At 70.5% G+C, this 16,864-nt stretch carries 16 protein-coding genes and 3 pseudogenes; 13 read left to right on the top strand and 6 right to left on the bottom strand.

Features of this window, described 5'->3' with window-relative positions; all coding sequences use genetic code 11:
* Window positions 1-292: 292 nt before the first annotated feature.
* On the bottom strand, window positions 293-1,000 hold the full coding sequence (locus T328_RS23985; RefSeq protein WP_496498216.1) for a hypothetical protein: 708 nt from the start codon (window positions 998-1,000) through the stop codon (window positions 293-295).
* A 338-nt stretch (window positions 1,001-1,338) separates the two neighbouring features.
* Here T328_RS23985 and T328_RS23980 point away from each other — a divergent pair.
* The 3 genes and pseudogenes from T328_RS23980 to T328_RS23970 all read left to right on the top strand — a co-directional run.
* Window positions 1,339-1,449 (top strand): annotated as a pseudogene (locus T328_RS23980) (DUF397 domain-containing protein); the annotation flags it as partial.
* A gap of 222 nt (window positions 1,450-1,671) precedes the next feature.
* Window positions 1,672-2,940: a hypothetical protein gene (locus tag T328_RS23975; RefSeq protein ID WP_496498215.1), complete on the top strand. Its 1,269-nt coding sequence runs from the start codon at window positions 1,672-1,674 to the stop codon at window positions 2,938-2,940.
* Window positions 2,941-3,007: 67 nt separating this feature from the next.
* The gene (locus T328_RS23970) at window positions 3,008-3,502 is read left to right on the top strand and encodes a hypothetical protein (protein ID WP_496498214.1); all 495 of its coding nucleotides are present in this window, start codon (window positions 3,008-3,010) and stop codon (window positions 3,500-3,502) included.
* 91 nt (window positions 3,503-3,593) lie between these two features.
* Here T328_RS23970 and T328_RS23965 read toward each other — a convergent pair whose 3' ends face one another.
* On the bottom strand, window positions 3,594-4,037 hold the full coding sequence (locus T328_RS23965; RefSeq protein WP_496498213.1) for a carboxymuconolactone decarboxylase family protein: 444 nt from the start codon (window positions 4,035-4,037) through the stop codon (window positions 3,594-3,596).
* A 230-nt stretch (window positions 4,038-4,267) separates the two neighbouring features.
* On the opposite strand from T328_RS23965, the gene T328_RS23960 reads away from it, so the two are divergent.
* Window positions 4,268-5,134, top strand: a complete 867-nt coding sequence (locus tag T328_RS23960; RefSeq protein WP_496498212.1) for a sigma-70 family RNA polymerase sigma factor — start codon at window positions 4,268-4,270, stop codon at window positions 5,132-5,134.
* A 48-nt stretch (window positions 5,135-5,182) separates the two neighbouring features.
* Here T328_RS23960 and T328_RS23955 read toward each other — a convergent pair whose 3' ends face one another.
* From T328_RS23955 to T328_RS23945, 3 genes and pseudogenes are all read right to left on the bottom strand, one after another.
* Window positions 5,183-5,629, bottom strand: a complete 447-nt coding sequence (locus tag T328_RS23955) for a YdeI/OmpD-associated family protein (protein ID WP_496498211.1) — start codon at window positions 5,627-5,629, stop codon at window positions 5,183-5,185.
* 151 nt (window positions 5,630-5,780) lie between these two features.
* Window positions 5,781-7,100 (bottom strand): annotated as a pseudogene (locus T328_RS23950) (PQQ-dependent sugar dehydrogenase); the annotation flags it as partial.
* Between the two features lie 182 nt (window positions 7,101-7,282).
* A pseudogene (locus tag T328_RS23945) lies at window positions 7,283-7,816 on the bottom strand (3-keto-disaccharide hydrolase); the annotation flags it as partial.
* Window positions 7,817-8,450: 634 nt separating this feature from the next.
* Between T328_RS23945 and T328_RS23940 the strand changes: the two are divergent.
* The 3 genes from T328_RS23940 to T328_RS23930 all read left to right on the top strand — a co-directional run bounded on the left by T328_RS23940 (window position 8,451) and on the right by T328_RS23930 (window position 11,177).
* The gene (locus T328_RS23940; protein ID WP_496498210.1) at window positions 8,451-9,656 is read left to right on the top strand and encodes an ATP-binding protein; all 1,206 of its coding nucleotides are present in this window, start codon (window positions 8,451-8,453) and stop codon (window positions 9,654-9,656) included.
* 247 nt (window positions 9,657-9,903) lie between these two features.
* A complete protein-coding gene (locus T328_RS23935) occupies window positions 9,904-10,638 on the top strand; it encodes an NsdA family TPR-like regulatory protein (protein WP_496498209.1) in 735 nt (244 codons plus the stop codon).
* Window positions 10,635-11,177 (top strand): NUDIX domain-containing protein, encoded by a 543-nt coding sequence (locus T328_RS23930; RefSeq protein WP_496498208.1) that lies wholly within the window; start codon window positions 10,635-10,637, stop codon window positions 11,175-11,177. Before T328_RS23935 ends, T328_RS23930 begins: the two co-directional genes overlap by 4 nt.
* Before the next feature lie 8 nt (window positions 11,178-11,185).
* On the opposite strand, the gene T328_RS23925 is transcribed toward T328_RS23930, so the two are convergent.
* Window positions 11,186-11,482 (bottom strand): hypothetical protein, encoded by a 297-nt coding sequence (locus T328_RS23925; RefSeq protein WP_496498361.1) that lies wholly within the window; start codon window positions 11,480-11,482, stop codon window positions 11,186-11,188.
* On the opposite strand from T328_RS23925, the gene T328_RS23920 reads away from it, so the two are divergent.
* From T328_RS23920 to T328_RS23895, 6 genes are all read left to right on the top strand, one after another.
* Entirely contained in the window at window positions 11,403-11,657 is a 255-nt protein-coding gene (locus T328_RS23920; protein WP_496498369.1) for a hypothetical protein, read from the top strand. The two genes, T328_RS23925 and T328_RS23920, sit on opposite strands and share 80 nt — an antisense overlap.
* Window positions 11,658-11,863: 206 nt before the next feature.
* Window positions 11,864-12,280 (top strand): ATP-binding protein, encoded by a 417-nt coding sequence (locus T328_RS23915; protein WP_496498207.1) that lies wholly within the window; start codon window positions 11,864-11,866, stop codon window positions 12,278-12,280.
* A gap of 202 nt (window positions 12,281-12,482) precedes the next feature.
* On the top strand, window positions 12,483-13,568 hold the full coding sequence (locus T328_RS23910) for an S-(hydroxymethyl)mycothiol dehydrogenase (RefSeq protein ID WP_496498206.1): 1,086 nt from the start codon (window positions 12,483-12,485) through the stop codon (window positions 13,566-13,568).
* Window positions 13,565-14,182: an MBL fold metallo-hydrolase gene (locus tag T328_RS23905; protein WP_496498205.1), complete on the top strand. Its 618-nt coding sequence runs from the start codon at window positions 13,565-13,567 to the stop codon at window positions 14,180-14,182. Before T328_RS23910 ends, T328_RS23905 begins: the two co-directional genes overlap by 4 nt.
* Window positions 14,183-14,290: 108 nt before the next feature.
* The gene (locus T328_RS23900; protein ID WP_496498204.1) at window positions 14,291-15,517 is read left to right on the top strand and encodes a lactonase family protein; all 1,227 of its coding nucleotides are present in this window, start codon (window positions 14,291-14,293) and stop codon (window positions 15,515-15,517) included.
* A gap of 314 nt (window positions 15,518-15,831) precedes the next feature.
* The coding region (locus T328_RS23895) for an AMP-binding protein (RefSeq protein WP_496498203.1) at window positions 15,832-16,864 on the top strand (1,033 nt) is incomplete at its 3' end.

Below are 16,864 nucleotides of genomic sequence, written 5' to 3'. Positions count from 1 at the left end.
CGGCGCGCCCTCGCCCAACTGCCACACGAACCCGGACATGTGGCGCGTTCCCGCCTCCCAGACCACGCACCCATGCGCGCTCTCTTGACGGGCCGTTCCCCGCAGCGTAACCACCCACCGTGGTGGGCAGAGCGCTCTCCACCGTTCCGCCGCCTGCTGATCCGTCGGGAGATCCGCGATATTCATAAAGCCTTCCTCACCCGCGGACGCGCCCTGATCTGCCGGAGGCGTCTTGCCGCGTCATGACAGCAGCCGATACCTGCACCAGCACCTTCTGAAGCACTCGTACCGGTCAGTGCACGCGCTCACCGCACTCCGCCGGAAACAGCACGGCACCTGGTGGCAGTTCGCCCGGATGCCGGGCGAACACCCGCAGGCATGCTTCGGGTGAGTCCTCTGCGGGCGGGTATTCGAGGGTGAGTTCGCTCAGCACGGTTATCGCACCCGCATGATGCATTTCCGCTGCATGCACGCCGTCGGGGAGACAGCCGACCAAGATGCCGCAGGCTGCTGTGCCGCCGCTGTCGGCGACACACTCGCGGATCTCGAAGCACCAGTGCTCGGCCGCGACGGCCCGCAGTGACTTGCCCCTCTTACCCAGCCCGACGAGGAAATCGGTGCGGGCCCGCAGCTGGTGGGCGATGGCACAGCAGATGGGAACCGCGGTGCCGTCAGGAGCCGTCACCCGCGTGTACCCAGCGTGCGGAGAGCAGGACAGAGCCTCATCAAGCAGCCCCAACGCGGTGTCCCTTGCCGCCGGATGACCCTGCTGCGCAATGTCCAGAAGCAGCGGGGTCGCAACCACAGCCGCTGGGAGGACAGCGGCGCTGTGACCCTGAACAATTCCGCCGCCAGCAAGCAGGGCGCCTGCCTCCGCCGACTGTACCAGGTTCGCTGCCGCGGCCAGGGTACTCAGACCGCGAGCGGCACGTCCCGGTTCATACCAGTCAGGGTGGCCCGGTATGGAACCCCAGTCCACCGCGTCGATCTCATCCAGCACAGCAGCATCCTCACACGCGGCCGCTCCCAACGCTCAAGCCCCCGACGGGCCTTGAGGCCTGAGCCAGAAATCCCCTCCACCAGCTGAAGGAGGGGAGGACGTCAACGGTCCCAATGCTCAGCCAAAAAAAGGGGGGATCGTCAGCCGGGCCCAGGCGAGGGTGCCGCCGCGCAGCGGGTTCGCCCCCCATTTCTCGGCGAGCTTGTCGACGATGAGCAGACCTCGGCCGGAGTCGGCGATCCCCTCGAAGCCGGGAGCTTCGTCGGACGTGAAGGACTCACCGGTGTCCGAATCGGTGACGTGATCGACGATCCGGACCGGTTGCCCACCTCGGCGCGGACAGCGTCGGCGTACGGGACTCGAAGGACCTGTCGGGTCCCGTGCTCACCTTTGACCGCGGGGCGTTCGCCGACTTCGTCACCGCTCTTACGGAAGATCGACTGACGTAGCCGGCGCCCCCGGTTGCGGGGACGACTACCGAAAGGGCCGCCGGGCGGCCCCTTCGCCGGTGAGCCCGGCCCGCTGGTCAAGTTCGACACCGAGTTCGGCGTACAGCCGCCGGCCGGCCGCAGGACAGCGGCCGGGCGTGAACTCGCCCTGTCCGGCTGCACAGTCAATGGTTCGTCTCCTATCCTTCTGGCCACTGTCCGGTGTCCGGCCGAGGGATGCGAATGTACTCATCCGATGCCGCCCTGTCCGTCGAGAGCTTCCTGTCCCTGCCCTTCCGCACCCTGAGCCAGGGCGGTTACGCCGGAATGGTGTTCCTGCTCGCCCGCACCGCCGACGCGCCGGACCTGCAGCGGGGTTTCTTCCAGCACTGGAGCGACATCGACGACCTGACAGGCCGCCCCATCGCCGTCTTCTCCCCCTCGCCCCGGAGACTCCACCTCTCCGCGGAGCACCCGCATGCGTTCTACGGTCCCGAGACCTTCTCGGTGCGGGGCGTGGAGGAGGCGGGCGGCCACAGCAGGCGGCTGTTCCTGTCGTCCCGCGAGTCACCGGGGGCCGTACGGATGGGGACGGCGTTGCGGGGCGGGGCGGTGGTGCAGCCGGACGGGGAAGCCGAAGCGGCGGCGGGCCTGGCCCCGCGGCTGGTCGCCGAGGCGACCGGCGTCCTGCCGCACGCCCTGGAGGAGCATCAACGTGCCCTCACGCTCGCGGTCTCCGCCATGCAGCGCTTCCTCGGGATACCCGAATCCCTCGTGCCGTGTGCCGTGATCGTCGACCTGGAGCAACGGAGCGCGTCCGCCGTCACCCTGACGGACGTCGGCAGCGTGTACGACCTCTTAAAGAGAATCATGACGCGCATCGAGCACGTCCTTCCCCGCATCGACCAGGCGGACGCGGAGCTCGTCGCGGCTCTCGAAGCCCGCCACCGCCTCCGCGACTTCGTGGGACGGTCGCATTTACCCGCCGCCAACGCCCGCGCGAGCTGGGCCGCGCAGAAGCGCCGCCTGAGCGACGACCTCAAGGTGTTCGCCGAACGGCTCGCCCCGGCGGAGGCCGGGTTGTGCCTGTGGATGGCCGAGCGCGTCGAACGTGATGACCCGATCGCGAACGACGAGTGGGTTTCCGCACGAGCACTGCTGCGGGCCCTCGTCGCGACGGAGTCGCCCGGCAGGCTGCCGCGCAGGCTGCGCCGGACGCTGGCCGGGCTGAACAGCGGCCGACCCGGGCAGGACGAGGCCCCGCGGCGGCTGGCGGCGGCCCGGGCCGAGGCGGCGGCCAACGAGGACCGGATCGGCCGGGTGAAGGGCCGGCTCGACGCACTCGGCCGGGAGCTGCGGCTCGACCAGGCCGTCGCCGGCGCCGCCGGGGAGTTCGGGCTGACCGGCCTGCGGGAACCCGGCCTCCGCGAGCCGCGGGGGCTGGCCTGGCCGCTGACCGTCCTGGGCGATCCGCCGCCGCACGTCCTGAACCACGGGTACGAGCGGTCATGACGGCCGGCACGGCCGACGCCCGCCCCGTCCCCGTACGAGCACCCGAGGCCCCCGGAAGGGCGCGTACATGAACCAGGAGACGCGCCTCCAGCAGGTCTCCGCCCTGGTGGCCGAGCAGCTGGCCGAGGAGCGCGCCAAGAAGGCTTCCTTCGAAGCCCGCGGCATGGCCGTCATCTCGGCCTCGGGCACCCTCGTCGGCATCACCACCGGCGCAGTCGCCCTGGCCGCGAGCGGCCGGTCCGTGACGTTCCCGGGAACGGCTCAGCGCCTGCTCGTGGCGGCCCTGGTCATGCTGGTGCTCGCCGCGGTGCTGGGACTGCTCGTCAACGTGCCGGTACGGCTGCCGCACGCCGGCGCGGCGGACCTCACCTGGCTGCTGGAGCCCCACGTCCGCTCCGGCCCGGACGAGTGGAACCGCGCGAAGGTGGACACGATCCTCGCCCTGCGGCGCGTCAACCGCGGGCGCGCCTGGGCGCTGACCGCCGCCCTGCTGCTCGTGGTGGTCGCCCTGATCCTGATGATGGCGAGTGCCGCCGTCGCCCTGCGGCCGCTGCCCGGGTGATGCCCCCGCTCCACGGCGCCACACACCGGCCGGCCGGCGGCCGGCCCGGTCCGCCGCACCGCGGACCGGGACGGCGCCCGGGAGCACCCGGTCAGGAGCTCCAGTCCTGCGGGACCTGCTTGGTGGTCGCGTTCAGCCGGTTGAACAGGTTGGTCACGGCGATCGTGAGGACGACGGCCGCAAGCCCCTTCTCGTCGTAGTGCTCGGCGGCCTCGTTCCAGATGTCGTCGGGCACCGGGTCGCTGCGGTCGGCCATTCTGGTGGCGGCCTCCGTCAGCGCCAGCGCGGCGCGCTCCGCGTCGGTGAAGTACGGCGCCTCCCGCCAAGCGGCGACCGCGGAAAGCCGTTCCTCGGTCTCGCCGCTCTTACGGGAATTGCGGGTGCCGGAATCGACGCACGCGCTGCACCCGTTGATCTGGCTGGCGCGCAGGTGCACGAGATCGAGCGTGGTCTTCGGAACCCCGCCGGAATGGGCGGCCTTGAAGATGTCCCCGACGGGCCGCATGGCATCGAGAACCATGGCCGGGTTCTGCATTCGCGGTTGCATGGGGTAATTCGCTCCTTATGGAATCACGTGGCGCCGGATTCCGACGTGCACACTGCTACGACGTCCGGCGGCAGACGGGTGTGACGGCCGCATCCGTGCACGCGGACGGTCCCGTGCTTCACTGCTACGACGTCCGCCGGCGCGATGATGTGACCGACGGCGCTCGCGCCGCGCGGCGGCACCGGAAGTAGAGACGGAAAGGGACGACGGACGTGGTCATGCACGAGAGCGAGCGGCTGGCCCGCAGTTTCGAGGAGAAGCGCCCGCGGCTGCAGGCCGTGGCCCACCGCATGCTCGGTTCGGCCGAGGAGGCCGAGGACGCCGTGCAGGAGGCGTGGATCAGGATGCACCGCTACGGCGCGGAGTCCGTCGACAACCTCGACGCCTGGCTCACCACCGTCGTCGGGCGCGTCTGCCTCGACGTCCTGCGCGCCCGCAGCCGCCGCGCGGTGCTGTTCGACGATGAGGCCGACCCCGCCCCCGCGGCCCCCGCGGACGAGAGCGCGGACCCCGAGCAGGCCGCGCTGCTGGCCGACTCGGTGGGGATGGCGCTGCTGGTCATCCTGGACACGCTGGAGCCGGACGAGCGGCTGGCCTTCGTGCTGCACGACATGTTCGCCGTGCCGTTCCCCGACATCGCCGCGGTCATCGAGCGCAGCCCGGCGGCGACGCGGAAGCTCGCCAGCCGCGCCCGCCGCCGCGTCCAGGGCGCGGCGCCGCTGCCCGACCTGCGCCGCCAGCACGAGGTCGTGAGCGCGTTCCTCATCGCCGCGCGCAACGGCGAGTTCGACCGGCTGCTGCAGCTGCTGGCACCGGACGTCGCGATGCGGGCCGACGCCGCCGCGGTGCGCATCGGCGCGGAGCAGGCCACGCACGGCGCGCAGGGGGTGGCGAAGATCTTCTCCGGCGGCGCGCAGGCCGCGCAGCTCGCGCTGGTCGGCGGGTCGGTGGGCGCGGTCTGGCGACGGATGTCCCGCACGCTCGTCGCGTTCAGGTTCACCCTGGAGGGGGGCAGGATCACCGCGATCGAGCTGGTGGCCGAGCCCGGCCGGCTGCGCGACCTGGACATCGCGGTGCTGGACTAGCCGGGGCTGGCTGGGACTGGCTGCGGGCTAGCCGGGACTGGCTGCGGGCTACTTCCCGGACCGGCCCAGCAGCTCCGCGACGATCTTCTCCACCCGCCGCTGCCGGGTCTCGGGCTTCTTCGCCCCCTCGACCGCGAGCACGTACTGCCGCTTACGCCCCGGGGGCAGCTTGTCGTACGCGATCCGGGCCTCCGGTTCGGCGTCGAGGGCGCCGGTCAGCTCCTCGGGCTCGACCACCGCGCGCGGCTCGGTGTCCAGCTCCAGCCCGACCTCGACCTCGTCGCCCGTCTCCACCCCCGCCGCCTGTCGGTTGGCCTGGCTCAGGCCGATGAGGTAGCGACCGCGCATGATCGCGATGCGGCTGCGCCACACGTGCCCGTTCAGCGTGATCGTCACCGGCGGACGCTTGCCCCCGCCGAGCGACTCCACCACCTCGGGCGGAATCTCCAGGCCCTTCATCGGCTCCGGGGGCTCGACCCTGGACTGAAACTTCATCGTCTGCTCCTGCGGCGTCAGAGAGCGGGTGCGCGTGCGCGTACGCCTGCGCGTTGCGCCCACCATCCTGCGCCGCCGGGGCGCCGCCGGGCGGAAGAATCGCCCGGCGGCGCGCCTGACGGCCGGTTTCCGGCCGCGCCTATTCGGCCGCTCCGTCCGCTACGTAGTCGATGCGGTAGATGCCGGCATTCGTGTTGGTGCCGCCGCGGCCGACGCCGACGCCCTCGCCGAAGTCGATGACGTAGAGCGATCCGTTGGGGCCGAAGTGGGCGTCGAACGGCTGGATCCAGCTCATGCCCTCGAACACCGGGTCGATCGCCTGCAGCTCGCCGTCCGCGTACGAGAACGTCTTGAACCACTTGCGGGTCAGCTCGAAGTTGAACCACTTGCCGTCGTACGACTCGGGGAACTTCGTCGCGCTGTCGAGGTCCGGGTCGAAGTCGTACGCCGGGCCGCCCATCGGACCGCCGCCGCCGGTGCCCAGCTGCGGGAACTCGGCGGAGGCCGCGTACGAGTACCAGACCTGCGCGGCGGTGGCCGGGGGCAGCTGCGTCTTGCCGGTGTTGTTCGGCGACTCGTTCACGGGCGCGCCGCAGTCGAACTTCGCGCCGGAGGTGGCGGCGGCGAAGTCGTAGTCGTTGAACGGGATGTTGTCGCCGACGCAGTACGGCCAGCCCATGTTGCCGGCCTGCGAGATCAGGTTGTACTCGACGATGCCCGCCGGGCCGCGGTCCGGGTTCGCCTCGCGGGAGTCGGGGCCGTAGTCACCGACCATCAGCGCGTCGGTCGCGGGGTCGACGGCGATACGGAACGGGTTGCGGAAGCCCATCGCGTAGATCTCCGGACGGGTCTTCTTCTCGCCCTTCTTGAAGAGGTTGCCCGTGGGGATCGTGTAGGTGCCGCCCTCGGTGGGCTTGATGCGCAGCACCTTGCCGCGCAGGTCGTTGGTGTTGGCGGCGGTGGCCTGCGCGTCGAAGACGTGCCGGCCGTCGCGCTCGTCGATCGGCGAGAAGCCGTCGGACGCGAAGGGGTCGGTGTTGTCTCCGGTGGCGGCGTACAGGTTGCCCTTGCTGTCGAAGGTCAGCGAGCCGCCCATGTGCACGTTGGCCCGGGCTTCGTAGCGCCAGGTGGGGATGGACAGCAGGACCTTCTGAGAGGCGGGGTCGAGCTGGTTGCCGTCGAGGGTGAACCGGGAGATGTCGACCTTCTTCTCGGCCTTGTCGGAGTGCATCACGTAGAGCCAGTTGTTCTCCGCGAAGGCCGGGTCGAGCGCGAGCCCGAGCAGCCCGTCGGACTCGACGGTGAACTCCAGCGGATAGTCGAAGTCGTACGCGGTGGTGATCTCCCGCGTCTCCTGGTCGACGATCTTCAGCTCACCGGTGCGCTGCGCCCAGAGCACCCGCCCGTCCGGCGTGACGGCCAGCTCGAAGGGATCGGCGAGGTCGGAGTCGACCAGCGCGGTGCGGGTGAACCCGGCCGCGTTGGCGGCGCTCGTGCCGGTGGGCTCGGGCGCGGCCACGGCGGAGGGCGTCGCCACCAGTAAGGCCGGCAGGACGGTGAGGGCGGCGACGAGGGACAGGGGTTTGATCGTGCGGCTCATGAGGCTCCCTATGGTGGAGGCGGTACGGCGGGACGACGGTCCCCGCCTGCTCGTCACTTGCCAAAGACCTCGATCACGATGTTCCGGAACGAGACCTCGTCCCCGTCGCCGTGGTTCTGCAGCCCGATGTGGCCGGGGCCGAGGCGGCGCTCCGGGACGGTGTCGGTGTAGTCGTTGATCTCCACGCCGTTGAGGTGCACGGTGAGCCGGTCGCCGTCGACGCGGAGATCGAAGGTGTTCCACTCTCCCGGCGGCTTGAGAGCGGCGTCGCGGGCGTCGATGTCGGGCGACTGGAACCCGTACACCGAGCCGGTGGTGCGGTCGGGGGAGTCGGTGGCGTCGATCTGGACCTCGAAGCCGCTGTTGCGGATGGCGGGGTCCTCGCCGGCGGGAAAGCCGAGGTGCACGCCGGAGTTGTCGTCGCCGGCCACCCGCCAGTCGAGCGTCAGGTGGTAGTCCTGGCCGAACTCCCGGTCGGAGTACCAGAGGAGCCCGAGCCCGCCGTACGAGGTGAGCGCGCCGTCGGCGAGGGTGAAGCCGCCGGGTCCGGCCTGGCTCCAGCCCTCGGTGGAGGTCCCGTCGAAGAGGACGAGGCGCTCGGCGGCGGGCGCGGCGGCGGGCGCGGGCGCCGGGGCTGCGGCGAGCAGGCATCCGGCGGCGGCTGCGACGAGGGCGGCCCGCAGGGTCGTGCGGCGGTGGGGGGTGGGCACAGCGGTCTCCCAAACCTAGAAGAAAGCGCTTACTGACTGTGCCCTGTCAACGTAAGCCTCTTGCCGCCCGGGGTCAACGCCCTGGCGGGCATGGGAAATTGAGACCGGGTACGGGCACACAACCCGCCGACGAACCGGTCCGCTACCGGCCACCACCTCGGCCCCCGACCCGCCCTGTCAGCGACAGCCGCCCGCACCGCGCGGGACGGCGAAGACGCCGGGCCGGGGCACCATAACGCGACTTCTTCCCCCATGCTCCATGATGGACATCCTCCCGGGGACGTAGCCCGTGATCTCGGATGCCCGTCACACCGGACCAAGCCCAGAAAGAGGGGAACTGCCCAGCTCACTGGTGGTGTGCGCGCCGATGGCGCGCCCCGCAGATCGCGCAGATCCCCCGTGATACTTCCGGCAGATTTAAAGCCGCCTACTCGGCAGATTTAAATTCACTGCTACCGTGGACGGCGTGCGGAACGCAGACGGCTACCTCCCCCGCCGAGCGGCGGCTCTCGTGGACGAAGCCCTCACAGATACCCGGGTCGTCGTGATCAATGGCGCACGCCAGGTCGGCAAGAGCACCCTCGCGGAGCGCGTGCTGCGCTCCGGCACAGGCGGGCTCGCCCGCTACCTCGACAACCCCGGCACGCGTGCCGCTGCCGACGCCGACCCCGTGGCCTTCGTCCGGCATGAAGGACTCATGCTCATCGACGAGGTCCAGCGCATCCCCGACCTCTGGCTGGCGATCAAGCACATGGTCGACCGCGATCCGCGCCCTGGCCGCTTTCTCCTCACGGGCTCGGCGCGACTGCTCGGCCTCAGCAGCGTCACCGACGCACTGCCTGGCCGCGCCGAGACGATCGAGCTCTGGCCCCTTTCCCAAGGGGAGATCGAAGGCACCCCGGACGGATTCGTCGACGCGGCCTTCGCCGCCGGAGCCGAGCTGCGTGCCACCGAGGCCGGACTGATCCGCCGCGATTACCTCAACCGGGCGCTGCGCGGCGGCTACCCGGAGGCGGTCCGCCGCGACGCCCCCCGCCGGCGAAACCGGTTCTTCGAAAGCTACCTGGCCGATCTGATGGCCCGTGACGTCAAGCAGGTGGCCGACATCGCGAGGGCGGACGACATGCGCCGCCTCGTATCCCTGCTAGCCGCGCAAACCACCGGACTTCTCAACATGCACCGCATGGCGAGCGAACTCGGCGTCACTTCACCCACGGTCAAGTCGTACGTGTCGATACTGGAGACGATTTACCTGGTCCGTCTGGTCCCGGCATGGTCGACAAATCTGACTACCCGCGCCGTCGCCACGCCCAAGGTGATGTTCACCGACTCCGGCATGGCCGGCTTCCTCTTCGGAAGAGCAGCCAAGAACGGCGCCGCCGGGCCACTGCTGGAGAACTTCGTCCTCGGCGAGCTGGCCCGCCAGCTCACCTGGTCCGACACCCGCGCCACGCTCCACCATTACCGCGACCGGGACCAAAACGAGGTCGACGCAATCCTCGAAGACCCCACCGGGCGCGTCATCGGCATCGAGGTCAAGGCCGCCGAAACGGCCCGCACCGACGACTTCAGGGGCCTTCGCTTCCTCCAGCGCCGCCTGGGCGACCGCTTCCACGCCGGCTTCGTCCTCTACTGCGGCACCGAATCCCTCAGCTTCGGTGCCGGGCTGACCTGCCTCCCCATCTCCGCCCTCTGGACCCAGTCCCAAGAACCTTGACGTCGAGCACGCTGTCCCGACTGCGCTTGACCCCGGGAGGACCGTGCCGGGGCCGGTAGCCGCAGAAGGTTGCCCTCCGTGGCGGTCCCACTCGGTTGACGGATCACCGGATCCGTTCTCCATTACCTGCATCACAATGTTGGCCCACGGATCTTCGGCAGCAAGGAGGACCGCGAACCTGAGCAAACTCTCCTGGCCGCAGCTTCGCTGACCGAACTGGCCGGATGGATGGCTCACGACTCGGGGCATGATTACCCGTGCCCGAGAGCATTTTGGGAAGGCGTTATCCCTTGCACAAGCAGGCAATGATCTGACACTGGGCGCGAACATCATGGCAAGCATGAGTCACCTTGCACTCCAGACTGGCCGCCCCAACGAGGCCGTATCGCTGGCGCAAGCCGGACGCAGCAGTGGCAATATCAACCTCAGGGCCCCCGCACTCTCCTCCCGGCTGTACGCCATGGAAGCACGGGCACGCGCCAAGCTAGGCGAGACCGACGCCACACAGCGTGCCCTCGACGAGGCGCACGACGGGTTGGCCACTTCCCCGCACAACGCCCCCTCCCGATGGACCAGCAGCTTTGACGCCGCGGCCCTCGCGAGCGAATCGGCCCTGTCGCTGCAAGACCTCGGCAAGCTCACCGCCGCGGTCACAGAGGCCGAGCGCGCGGTTTCCCTCCGCACCGGAGATCGGGCTCGTAGCCGGGTCTTCGGGCAGATCTCACTCACCCTGATCAGAATCCAGCAGGGAGAACTCGATGCAGCCTGTGCCGTGGGACACGAACTGCTCGGCGCCTGCCAGGCGCTCGGGTCCAAGCGAGCCACCAAGCAGCTCAACGATCTAGCCCGTGCGCTGAGCCCATATCAGGCCAACCAGAGGGTGAACGATCTACTCGACCGTCTCGTAGCGGTCAGCCGGCAACGAGCGATTCTGTTCGCAGGTATCGACGCATCGCCCGCGATCGGAGGTAATGTCACGTGACCAAGCATCCCGTACCGGGTAGCGCCGAATGGGATTCTTACCTTGCGGAGGGGAATGCCAAACAGGCACGCAAACGTGTGGCCGCGGACGTGCTGTTCCGCGACGATGCCGGACGTCTGCTCCTTGTCAAGCCGACCTACAAGGAGGGATGGGACCTGCCCGGCGGTATGGCGGAAGCGAATGAGTCGCCGCACGACGCCGCCAGGCGGGAGCTGAACGAGGAGCTTGGCCTCACCGTCCCGCTGCTCGGCGTACTGTGTGTGGACTGGGTTTCTCCACACGGCCCGTGGGACGACCAACTGGCCTTCATCTTCGATGGCGGCACACTCACCGAACAGCAACGTTCCCGCCTTTATCCTCGTGATCACGAACTATCCGCGTGTGAATTCTTCGAGTCAGCCCATGCATTGAAGCAGTTGCGACACCGTGCCGGTCTCCGCACCGCCCAGGCCCTGGCGGCGCTCAAGGACCGGGTTCCCCGCTACCTGGAGAATGGTCGTCCCCTTGCGGCCGGCGCCAACGGCCCCGACCCGCCGTAGACCGGCCCTCAGGGGGCGACGATCACTCTACCCGGCTGTGTCTGCTCGATCCACGCAGGAGGAATGCGGCCGGTCGAGCAGGTGGCCATCACCCGATCGTATGGAGCCCGCGGAGCGTATCCCCGGGCACCGTCCCCCACCACCACCAGCGGATCGAACCCGACCGCCGTCAGCCGGGTCCGCGCATCCTGCCCGCTGGCCTCGTCCACCTCGACGGTGACGACGTTGGACGAGCCGAGCCGGAAAATGACGAGCGGCGACCTACTGCGCCTCAACTCCGGCGCCGATACCCTGCTGACCCGCATCACGGTGATAAACGAGTTTCCTTCGTTCACCGCACTACTCGACTCCGAGTACCCGGCAGCGATCGCAGGAACCGACGAGTCCCGAGACGAGTTGATGAGCGCCATCCGTGAAATCTACCCCCTGCAGAAAGAAGCTCTCGGCACTTTCGCCATCCACGTCCACGTGCTCACCTGATAGGTCCATGTTCAGCCACTGGTTCGTGTAGATGCGCTCCTCCCTCAACGTCGTTCTTTCGTGGCGTCCGCAGCAGTGCGGACAACAGCGGACAGACTTCTCGTTGTCCCGGTCTTTCTCGTCGGTAACGCTGATCCTGGGCGGCGCCGCCTTACGGCGTCGGACACCATGGATCTGCGAGGCGATGAGTGATGCCAGAACTGGCGATGCGTCAGCCGACTTCCGACCGAAAGCACGAGGTGGTGTGGCACTGGCGGCGGCATCGCCGGTGTGTGGGGCTGGCGCGGGCACAGTTGCGCAAGACGCTGGCCCGGTGGGACATGGCCGAGGTGGAGTTCGCGGCGGTGTCGGTGCTGTCGGAGTTGGTGGCGAACGCGGTGGTGCACGCGCGGGTGCCGCCGGGGCGGGAGATCCAGACCCGGTTCGTCCCGTTGAACGACGGGGTGCGCATCGAGGTGCACGATGCCTCCGACGAGCCGCCGGTGCCCCGGGCGCCGGACGAATCCGGTGGCTATGGGCTGGCGCTGGTGTCCGGCCTGTCGGACCGTTGGGGCGTGGAGAAGCGTCGTGGAGTCGGCAAGTGCGTGTGGGCCCTGGTGACGGCCGACACGAGTGCGGAGTGATTCCGTGGCGGGTGCGGAGCGTCCAGGGGACGGGGCGGTGCACCGCGCGAGCGCGGTCCGCGGGCCCTCGGCGATGGCCGCATGCCGCGGCTGCGGCCGAGGCATGGGCAGCGCGTCGGAACCGCCGTCCCCGCCTCCCGTGTCGGGCCCGGGTACGGGACGTACTGTATGAGGCCCGCCAGCGTTGGAACGGAGCAGGTTCATGCCCCAGGACGTACGAGCCGTCGTCGCGCGCGCGAAGAACGAGCCGGTGCGGATCGAGACCGTCGTCGTGCCCGATCCCGGACCGGGGGAGGCGGTGGTGGCGGTGCAGGCGTGCGGTGTGTGCCACACCGACCTGCACTACCGGGAGGGCGGCATCAACGACGACTTCCCGTTCCTCCTCGGCCACGAGGCCGCCGGTGTGGTGGAGTCGGTCGGCGACGGTGTTACCGGGGTGGCGCCCGGTGACTTCGTGATCCTCAACTGGCGTGCGGTGTGCGGCCGGTGCCGGGCGTGTGAGCGCGGGCGGCCCTGGTACTGCTTCGACACCCACAACGCGGCGCAGAAGATGACCCTGGAAGACGGCACCGAGCTGGCGCCGGCGCTGGGCATCGGTGCGTTCGCGGAGAAGACCCTCGTCGCCGCCGGCCAGTGCACGAAGGTCGACCCCGAGGCGTCCCCCGCGGTGGCCGGTCTGCTCGGCTGCGGCGTGATGGCCGGCCTCGGCGCGGCGCTCAACACCGGCGACGTGGGCCGCGGCGACTCCGTCGCCGTCATCGGCTGCGGCGGCGTCGGCGGTGCCGCGGTCATGGGGGCGCGGCTGGCCGGGGCGGCGAAGATCATCGCGATCGACGTGGACGAGCGGAAGCTGACCACCGCGACCGGCCTGGGCGCCACCCACACCGTCGACGCCCGCGCCGCCGATCCCGTCGAGGCGGTGCGCGAGCTGACCGGTGGCAACGGCGCCGACGTCGTCATCGAGGCGGTCGGCCGCCCGGAGACGTACAAGCAGGCGTTCTACGCCCGCGACCTGGCCGGCACCGTCGTCCTCGTCGGCGTGCCCACGCCCGAGATGCGGCTGGAGCTGCCGCTGCTCGACGTCTTCGGGCGCGGCGGCGCGCTGAAGTCATCCTGGTACGGCGACTGCCTGCCGTCCCGCGACTTCCCCATGCTCATCGACCTCTACCGGCAGGGCCGCCTCGACCTCGACGCCTTCGTCTCCGAGACCATCGAACTCGACGGCGTGGAGGCGGCCTTCGCGCGCATGCAGGCGGGCGACGTGCTGCGCTCGGTGGTCGTCCTGTGAGCCGCGCGCGGATCGGCCACCTGGTCACCTCCGGTACGTTCTCGCTCGACGGCGGCACCTGGGACGTCGACAACAACGTGTGGATCGTCGGCGACGACGCCGAGGCGCTCGTCATCGACGCGGCCCACGACGCCGACGCCATCGCCGCCGCCGTCGGCGACCGCCGACTGACCGCCGTCGTCTGCACCCACGCGCACGACGACCACATCGACGCCGCCCCCGCGCTCGCCGACAGGACCGGCGCCCCCGTCCTGCTCCACCCCGACGACCGGGTGCTGTGGGACATGACCCACCCCGACCGCGCCCCGGACGCCGGCCTCGCCGACGGCCAGCGGCTGACGGTCGCGGGCACGGACCTGACGGTCCTGCACACGCCGGGCCACGCGCCGGGCGCGGTCTGCTTGTACGCCCCGGACCTGGGCACCGTCTTCACCGGCGACACCCTCTTTCACGGCGGCCCGGGCGCCACCGGCCGCTCGTACTCCGACCGCCCGACGATTGAGGCGTCGATCCGCGCGCGGCTGCTGACGCTGCCGGCGGAGACGGTCGTACGCACCGGGCACGGCGAGTCGACGACGATCGCGGCGGAGGCGGCGGGGGTGCGGGGCTGGTGAGGCAGAGGGGTGCCCCGGGGCGCCGTTGACCCGCCCGGGGACGCCCGGCATGCTCATGGCCGGGACATGCCACCTACTCGTCACTCCATCCCCCACTGGAGGTCTCTCATGCCGTCCCACAGCGGCAACCACCCCGTACGTCCCGGCGCGAGCCGCCGCTCCCTGCTGTTCGGCGCCCTCGGCGCCGGCGCGCTCGGCGCCGCGGGCATAGGCGTCGGCGCCGCCCACGCCGGCCCGTCGCAGGCCAGCCGCCCCACCGCCGGCCGCGCCGCCCCCGCCCTCGCCCTCGCCCTCGCCCTCAACCCGCTCTACCTGGGCACCTACGGCCGGGGCATCATCGCCTGCACGTACGACACCGCCACCGGCGCGCTCACCGAGACCGACGGCGGCTTCGGCGACGTCACCGACCCCGACTTCCTCGCCCTCTCCTCCTCCGGCGACGTGCTCTACTCCGTCGTCAACGGCGGCACCGATGACGGGGTGCGGGCGTACGCCATCGGCGCGGAGGGCGCGCTGAGCGCCCTCGGTGACGTGCAGTCGACCGGCGGCGCGGGCGTCACGCACCTCTCCGTACACCCCGAGGGCGGCCATCTGCTCAGCGCCAACTACAACAGCGGGAGCGTCGCCGTGCACGTCATCGAGGCCGACGGCAGCGTCGGCGAGCGCACCGGCTTCGTCCAGCACACCGGTTCGGGGCCCGACCCGGACCGCCAGGAGGGGCCGCACGCGCACCAGATCATCACCGACCCGGCCGGCGGCTTCGTCTACGCCGTGGACCTCGGCACCGACTCCGTCTACACCTACGCCCTCGACACCGGCAGCGGCGCCCTCTCGGCGGTCTCGGAGGTGAAGTCCGTGCCGGGCGCCGGCCCCCGGCACATGGTGTTCCACCCCGGGGGCACGCACGCCTACGTGGCCAACGAGCTGGACAGCACCGTCACCGCGTACTCCCACGACGCGGCGAGCGGCGAGCTGACCCGGCTGGAGAGTTGGTCGACCCTCCCCGACGACGTGGACCCCGGCGGCAACGCACCGGCGGAGATCACGATCTCGGCGGACGGCGGGTTCGTCTACCTCTCCAACCGCGGCCACGACAGCGTCGCCCGGTTCGCCGTCGAGGGCGACGGCGCCGCGCTCGCCCTGCAGGACGCCGTGCCGTGCGGCGGCAACTGGCCGCGGCACATCACGCTGTCGCCCGACGGCGCGCTGCTCTTCTCGGCAAACGAACGCGGTAACAACATCGGCGTGTTCACCGTGGACGCCGAGACCGGCGCGCTCACGCCGTCGGGCGAGCCGTTCGCCACGGCGTCCACCGGCTGCGTCCTGCCCACCTGAGCGGAGCCGACGGAGCCGACGGAGCCGACGGGGCCGCGGGTACGTCACGTTCGGTCACCGCGTGACGGGCCCACGGCCCCCCGGAGCCGCGGCCGGCGCCCTCGTGCGCCGTACACCGTGAATCGAAACGTAAATCAAACACAGCCTCACACCTCCGCCAGGGCGCCTGAGAGGTCAGGCGTGTCTTGTATGTCGCTTTTCCCGTGACGAATGCTCAACCGGGTGCCAAGTCATCTCCGGTTGGCGGCCAAGTCCACCACCCCACACTGTCGGCGCGCATTTCGAGGGTGTACCGGCGCCCTCGGTGACAGAAGGTGACGCCGGTCTGGGTGGAGGGCATCATGAGCCGGAATCCGAACCACAAACACGGCCTCTATCTGGGTACGGTGCCGGAGCGGGCCGCGGTGAAGCACGGCGCCACGCTGCTCGCCCTCGACCACGACCTCGACGTGCTGCCGGAGGCCGGGCGCCGGCTGACGGTGGCCGAAGTGGCGGCGTACGCGGCGGACCTGGCGAACCGTCTTGCCGCGGCCGGCGTACGGGCCGGGAGCCACGTCGTCGTCTACAAGCGGGCGAACTTCGACGCCTGGCTGCTGGCGACCGCCGCCGCCCGCCTCGGCGCGATCCCCGTCATGCTCTCCCCCGCCCTCCCGGCGCCCACGGTCGCGACGCTGCTCAAGCGGCTGCACGGGCCGAGTGGTTCGAGTGGTTCGAGCGGTTCGGGCGGTTCGGGCGCACCGGCCGGAAGGCGGCAGCCGCGCCGCCCGCATCTGCTGACCGACGGCCCGAAGCTGGACGAGCTGGCCGGCCTGCCGCTCGACGAGCTGACCGCGTCGGTGATCGGCGTGGCCGGCGCGGGCCGCGGGGTGTCGTCGCTGGCACGGCTCGCCGGTTCGCCGCCCGTACGGCCGGTGTTCCAGGGCCTCGACGAGCCGGCGATGATCACGCACACCTCGGGCACCACGGGTTTGCCGAAGCTGGTGGTGCACACCGCGCGGACGATGCGTACCCGGCTGCGCCCGCAGCTGTTCATGCTGGCGCTGATGCGGCGGCGGGAGACGGTCGCGATCAGTATCCCGTTCGTCCATTCGCGGCTGTTCGCTGCGATGGCGCTGGTGCTGATGAAGGGTATGCCGACGATCCTGGTCAACAACCACGACCCGGAGGACGTCGCGAAGTTCTTCGTCAGGAACCGGCCCGGTCTGATCGAGGCGCTGCCCAACTCCTTCCTCGCCTGGGAGGGGCTGGCCACGGACCCGCGCCGGCCGTTCGCGTCGGTGAAGTACTTCTCCTCCACCTTCGACGCCATCCACCCGCGTACGGTGCGGCGTTTGCTGGATTCCTCCC

Source organism: Streptomyces sp. CNX435 (assembly GCF_059570575.1).
This window is presented reverse-complemented; position numbering and strand designations above follow the sequence as displayed.